The sequence below is a fragment of the Aeromonas dhakensis genome (assembly GCF_000820305.1).
In the GTDB taxonomy this organism is placed as follows: domain Bacteria; phylum Pseudomonadota; class Gammaproteobacteria; order Enterobacterales; family Aeromonadaceae; genus Aeromonas; species Aeromonas dhakensis.
The window spans coordinates 1-6,426 of sequence record NZ_CDBH01000007.1; the positions used below are offsets into that span (position 1 = coordinate 1).

6 protein-coding genes are annotated in these 6,426 nt (G+C 60.3%); 4 read left to right on the top strand and 2 right to left on the bottom strand.

Going from position 1 to position 6,426, the window contains the following annotated elements:
- Positions 1 to 376 (bottom strand): succinate dehydrogenase cytochrome b556 subunit (sdhC, locus tag BN1143_RS00645; protein WP_042049272.1); only part of this gene is annotated, 376 nt, incomplete at its 3' end.
- 424 nt (positions 377 to 800) lie between these two features.
- Here sdhC and BN1143_RS00650 point away from each other — a divergent pair.
- From BN1143_RS00650 to BN1143_RS00660, 3 genes are all read left to right on the top strand, one after another.
- On the top strand, positions 801 to 2,087 hold the full coding sequence (locus tag BN1143_RS00650) for a citrate synthase (protein ID WP_005300205.1): 1,287 nt from the start codon (positions 801 to 803) through the stop codon (positions 2,085 to 2,087).
- Between the two features lie 93 nt (positions 2,088 to 2,180).
- Positions 2,181 to 2,507 (top strand): DUF4377 domain-containing protein, encoded by a 327-nt coding sequence (locus tag BN1143_RS00655; protein WP_005300200.1) that lies wholly within the window; start codon positions 2,181 to 2,183, stop codon positions 2,505 to 2,507.
- 112 nt (positions 2,508 to 2,619) lie between these two features.
- Positions 2,620 to 3,114 (top strand): GNAT family N-acetyltransferase, encoded by a 495-nt coding sequence (locus BN1143_RS00660; protein ID WP_042049270.1) that lies wholly within the window; start codon positions 2,620 to 2,622, stop codon positions 3,112 to 3,114.
- A 59-nt stretch (positions 3,115 to 3,173) separates the two neighbouring features.
- On the opposite strand, the gene fabB is transcribed toward BN1143_RS00660, so the two are convergent.
- Entirely contained in the window at positions 3,174 to 4,385 is a 1,212-nt protein-coding gene (gene fabB / locus BN1143_RS00665) for a beta-ketoacyl-ACP synthase I (protein WP_010634180.1), read from the bottom strand.
- Positions 4,386 to 4,475: 90 nt separating this feature from the next.
- Between fabB and mnmC the strand changes: the two genes are divergently transcribed.
- On the top strand, positions 4,476 to 6,426 hold a 1,951-nt coding region (gene mnmC / locus BN1143_RS00670), incomplete at its 3' end, for a bifunctional tRNA (5-methylaminomethyl-2-thiouridine)(34)-methyltransferase MnmC2/FAD-dependent 5-carboxymethylaminomethyl-2-thiouridine(34) oxidoreductase MnmC1 (RefSeq protein ID WP_197069829.1).

Here is a 6,426-nt window from a genome sequence, read left to right on the forward strand (position 1 = left end):
CCCCCGCCAATACCGCCAAAATCGCAGTGATCACGAAGGCCACACGGGCACTCTGATTACCGGATTCCAGCTCTTCCCAATAGCCCATGTCCATGACCAGATGACGCAGCCCGCCCACAATGTGGTAAGCCAGCGCGGTCAGGATCCCCCACAGCACGAATTTGACCAGGAAGTTGTCCATGATGGACACCACGGTCTCAAATCCTTCGGGAGAGGCGAGTGAAGTACCAAGCATCCACAGCAAGATTGAGAGCGCCACAAAGGTGATGACCCCTGAGACACGATGCAAGATGGAAGCGATGGCGGTGACAGGAAAGCTGATCGTCTGTAGGTCGAGGTTTACAGGTCTCTGTTTATTTTTCACGGCTTTGCCCACTCAGCTCCATTGAGCACGTTAGTTATTGTTTTTTCACGCTTATGAGGGCATGGAGTGGCATTTGTTAGGTTTTTGTTACCAAAACAACTCGGGAAAGCCAAAAACGACATTTTCAATATCACATCTGGCTTTGCGAAAGCGTTTCAAACACCGACAGCCATCACCCACGAGGCGCAGTATATCGGCGGGCTTAACCAATGACAATCAATTAGCTACAAAGAAAACCCAAAACCGTAAACCAGATCTCACAACTGATTTAACAAAACATTAATGATCATCCAGCAAAATTGACAACAGACCTGAACTCTGTTTCAAATAAGGCGCTCCAGCCGCCCTGGTACGGGTCAGAACCTTTGCCAGCGTCATCAAACTCGTAATAAAGTAGAGCTGGAATCAAATTATAAAAGAGCAAAGGAGACGTGCTATGGCTGATAAGATAGCCACCCTACATCTGCCCGGCAAAGACCCGGTAGAACTCCCGATCCTGTCAGGAACTGTCGGACCTGACGTTATCGATGTCAGAAAGCTGGGCGCGCAAGGGTACTTCACCTTCGACCCCGGTTTCATGGCCACCGGTTCTTGCAAATCATCCATCACTTACATAGATGGCGATCAGGGTGTCTTGCTGCACCGTGGTTACCCCATCGCCCAGTTGGCCACACAGGCCAGCTACCTCGAAGTCTGCTACATCCTGCTGTACGGCGAGGCGCCCACCAAGGCGCAATACACGGAATTCGAACGTCTGGTCACCCGCCACACCATGGTGCATGAGCAGATCGCCTTCTTCTTCCGCGGCTTCCGCCGCGACGCTCACCCCATGGCCGTCATGTGCGGCGTGGTCAGCGCGCTTTCCGCCTTCTATCACGATGCCCTCGACATCAACAACGAAGAGCACCGCGAGATCTGCGCCTTCCGTCTGCTCTCCAAGATGCCGACCCTGGCCGCCATGTGCTACAAGTACTCCATCGGTCAGCCGTTCATGCAGCCGCGCAACGCCCTCTCCTATGCCGGCAACTTCCTGCACATGATGTTTGGCGTGCCGACCGAAGAGTACAAGGTCAACCCCATCGTCGAACGCGCCATGGACCGCATCTTCACCCTGCATGCGGATCACGAGCAGAATGCCTCCACCTCCACCGTGCGTCTGGCTGGCTCCTCCGGTGCCAACCCGTTTGCCTGTATCGCCGCGGGGATCGCCTCCCTGTGGGGACCGGCCCACGGTGGTGCCAACGAAGCCTGCCTCAAGATGCTCGAGGAGATCGGCTCCGTGGATCGCATCCCCGAGTACATCGCCAAGGCCAAGGACAAGAACGATCCGTTCCGTCTGATGGGCTTCGGTCACCGGGTCTACAAGAACCACGACCCCCGTGCCACCGTGATGCGCGAAACCTGTCACGAGGTACTGACCGAGCTGCAGATCAAGGATCCGCTGCTGGACGTGGCCATGGAGCTGGAGCGCATCGCGCTGTCCGACCCCTACTTCATCGAGAAGAAGCTCTACCCGAACGTGGACTTCTACTCCGGCATCATCATGAAGGCCATCGGCATCCCCATGTCCATGTTCACCGTGATCTTCGCCATCTCCCGTACCATCGGCTGGATTGCCCACTGGAACGAAATGCACTCGGATCCGGATCAGAAGATTGGCCGTCCGCGCCAGCTCTACACCGGTCAGCCGCAGCGCGAGTTCACTCCGCTCGACCAGCGTTGAGTCGCAGGTTTCAGATATTTTGTTACAAAGGCGGTCATTGACCGCCTTTTCATTTGCCGCTCTAATGCTCCCCTTTTAGCCAAGGAGTCCATCATGAGACCATTATTCATCAGCGCCGGCGCCGCCCTGCTGCTCAGCGCCTGCCAGAGCGCCCCTGCCCCGACCGCCGGCGAGACTCTCTACGTCAACAGTCAGCTGGTGCACTGCGTCGGTGTCGGCCCCATGCAGTGCATGCAGGTGCGCAGCGACGAGCAGCAGCCCTGGACCCTGTTTTATCAGCAGATTGAAGGCTTCCAGTTTGAACCCGGCTACCGCTACCAGCTGAGCGTCAGCAAGGAGCAGCTCACCGATGTGCCGGCAGATGCCCCTTCCCTGCGCTACCAGCTCATCAAGGTCGTCAGCAAACAGGCGGCGCGCTGATCAAAAAAGGCATCATTTGAAGATGCCTGTTCAGTTGGTGACCCGCTTCTGGTAGGCTGGCTGACGCATTCACTATTTAATCAGCGTTTTCGGGCAGCCATGCCCTGTCATTATGATCAGGATCCGCACGACCCGGGCCAACGACTGGCCCGCCATCATGGCCATTCAGGACGAGTGTTATCACCAGCTGGATCCTGAACCCATCGACGTCATGAGCAACAAGGCCGAACTGGCGCCCGACTGCTGCTGGGTCGCTGAATATCAGGGCCAGGTGCTGGGTTACCTGCTCTGCCACCCCTGGCGCGCCCACCAGCCACCGCCCCTCTCCGTGTCCGTGCAACGCCTGGCCGGCAACGACGAGTTCTATCTGCACGATCTCGCCGTCTCCAGACAGGCTCGCGGCAAGGGGATCGGCCAGCGGCTGCTCGCCACCGCCCTCGCGTTTGCCACCGACGAAGGGTTCGAGCACGCCGGTCTGGTGGCGGTACAGGATGCGCCTGCCTTCTGGCGCAAGCAGGGGTTCAAGCCTGCCAGCACCCAGAAATCCCTGGCCGAATACGGCGAGGGCGCCACCTACATGCGACTGCCACTGCAGGCGCGGGCCTGACGAACACCCAATAAAAAAGGCGCCTTGCGGCGCCTTTTTTGCAACTCATGACGGGCTCATCAAGCCTTGAACTTGCTGAACACCAGGGAGGCGTTGGTACCGCCAAAGCCGAAGCTGTTGGACATGACGGTGTTGAGCTCGGCCTCTTCGTACTCGCGCACGATGGGCAGACCTTCAGCCTTCTCGTCCAGGGTCTCGATGTTGATGCTGGGGGCGATGAAGCCGTGTTCCATCATCAGCAGGGAGTAGACAGCCTCGTGCACGCCGGCGGCGCCCAGCGCATGGCCGGTCATCGCCTTGGTGGCAGAGATCTTGGGACCGTTGGCACCAAACAGGGTCTGGATAGCTTCCAGCTCTTTGGTATCACCGACCGGGGTGGAGGTGCCGTGGGTGTTGATGTAGTCAACCTTGCCAACACCTTGCATCGCCATCTTCATGCAGCGCACCGCGCCTTCACCGCTCGGGGCGACCATGTCGTAACCGTCGGAAGTGGCGCCGTAGCCGGTCAGTTCGGCATAGATGTGAGCACCACGAGCCAGCGCGTGCTCCAGCTCTTCGATCACCAGAATGCCGCCGCCACCGGAGATGACGAAACCATCGCGGTTCGCATCATAGGTACGGGACGCCTTTTCCGGCGTGTCGTTGTATTTGGTAGACAGCGCGCCCATGGCGTCAAACTGGATGGTAGAAGACCAGTCCAGCTCTTCACCGCCACCAGCGAAGACCACATCCTGTTTGCCAAGCTGGATCAGCTCCATGGCGTGACCGATGCAGTGAGCGGAGGTCGCGCAGGCGGAGCTGATGGAGTAGTTCACGCCCTTGATCTGGAACGGGGTGGCCAGGCAGGCAGAGGTGGTGGAAGACATGGTGCGCGGCACCATGTAGGGACCCACACGCTTGACCCCTTTCTCGCGAGCGATGTCCACAGACTCGGAGGTGTTCTTGCCGGAAGCACCACCCGAACCGACCACCAGGCCGGTACGCTCGTTGGAGACCTGGTCTTCCGCCAAGCCGGCATCTTCAATGGCCTGCTGCATGGAGAGGTAGGCGTAGGCCGCGGCGTCACCCATGAAACGCATGACTTTACGGTCGATCAGTTCAGACGGATCGAGTTTGATGTTACCCCAGACACGGCTGCGCAGGTTGTGCTGCTCGAACTGCTCGGAATAGGTGATGCCAGATTTGCCTGCTTTCAGGGAGGCCAGCACTTCTTCCTTGTTGTTGCCGATACTGGAGATGACGCCGATACCGGTGATCACTGCTCTTCTCATTAATTCATCTCGTCTGGAAAAACTGGCACCGAGTCTACCCGCTTTCGGCTGCCAAACTGGTCTGCTTTCACGTAGAATGCCCGCGATTTTGTGACGCGAGCCGAGGAAAACGTGAGTCAAACATCCTTACATCATGCCCGATTGGACTGGAATGAAGCGGGAACTCCAGTCTCCAGTGAGTTCGGGGATGTGTACTTTTCCAATGATAACGGTCTAAGTGAAACCCGCTACGTCTTTTTGCAGCAAAATCGGCTTCCAGCGCGATTTTCGCACCACGATAGTGACATTTTCGTGATAGGTGAGACAGGTTTCGGCACAGGTCTTAACTTTCTGGCGACAATGGCCGCCTTTCTGGAACAGGCGCCCCAAACCGGCAACGGTTCCCGGCTGCACTTCATCAGTTTCGAAAAGTACCCGCTCACCCAGGCCGATCTGCGCAAGGCGCTGGCGGCCTGGCCCGAGCTTGCCCACCTGAGCCAGGATCTGATTGCCCAGTGGCCGCTACCGGTCAGCGGCTGTCATCGCCTCATCTTTGCCGGCGGCCGCATCCGGCTCGATCTCTGGCTTGGCGACATCAAGGAGATGCTGCCCCAGGTGCCCCACCCGGCAACGGGGCTGGTGGATGCCTGGTATCTGGATGGCTTCTCGCCGGCCAAGAACCCCGAAATGTGGACCCAGGATCTGTTCGACGGGCTGGCCCGTCTCGCCCGCCCCCAGGCGACCATCGCCACCTTTACCTGCGCCGGCTTCGTGCGCCGCGGCCTGATTGCCGCCGGCTTTGCCATGCAGAAAGTGAAAGGGCACGGCAGCAAGCGGGAGATGCTGGCGGGCGAGCGCGCAGACAAACTGCCGCAGCAGAGCATCGCTCCCTGCTATGCCCGTCCGGCCGGGCGGGAGGGAGAAGTGCTGATCATTGGCGGTGGGATCGCCTCGGCCATGACGGCGCTCTCGCTGGTGGAGCGGGGCCGCAAGGTCACCCTCTTGTGCCAGGATGACGAGCCGGCCGGCGGCGCCTCCGGCAATCGCCAGGGGGCGCTCTATCCGCTGCTCAACGGTGAGCACGATGCACTGTCGCGCTTCTATTCGCTGGCCTTCGGCTTTGCCAGAAGCCGACTGCTGGCCTTGGCCGAGCGCCACCCCGTCGCCTTTTCCCTGTGCGGCGTCACCCAGCTCGGTTATGACGACAAGTCCGCCGCTAAGCTGACCAAGATGGTGCAAGGCCCCTTCCCGCCCGAGCTGATGCACCCGCTTTCCGAGCCAGAGGTCGAGCAGGTGGTCGGCCTGCCTTGTGGCCACGACGGCGTCAGCTATCCGCTGGGGGGCTGGCTCTGCCCGGCCGCTCTCACCCGCGCCGCCATCCGGGAGGCGCAAGCCGGCGGGCTGCTTGAGGTGCTCTTCAATACCCAGGTCGCTACCGTGACCGAACAGGCGGATGGCTGGCAAGTTGAAAGCTGTGACGGTCGCCGCTGGCAGAGCCCCACCCTGGTGGTGGCCGCCGGACACCAGTTGCCGGCGCTCATCCCCTTTGCCGAGTTGCCGCTCTATCCGGTGCGCGGCCAGGTGAGCCATGTGCCCACCTCCGCCAGCCTGAGCCAGCTCAATACCGTGCTCTGCTACGATGGCTACCTCACCCCGGCCCACCACGATCACCACTGCATCGGCGCCAGCTATGGCCGCAACCAGACCGACCTCGCGTTTCGCGCCGACGAGCAGGCCCAGAACCAGGCGCGACTGCAGGCCTGCCTGCCGCAACAGCGCTGGCCTGCCGAGGTGGACGTGAGCGGCAACCAGGCCCGGGTAGGCGTGCGCAGTGCCAGCCGGGATCATCTGCCGGTGGCGGGGCCGGTCGCCAGACTGGCGGCGCTGGCGGATCACAATCTGAAGGCGCCCGTTGATCAGCAGAGTCCATTGCCCCTCTACCCCGGTCTCTATGTGCTGGGGGCGCTCGGCTCACGGGGTCTGTGCTCGGCCCCCCTTTGCGGCGAGCTGCTCGCCAGCGAGATCTGCGGCGATCCGCTGCCGCTGGCCGCCGATCTGCTGG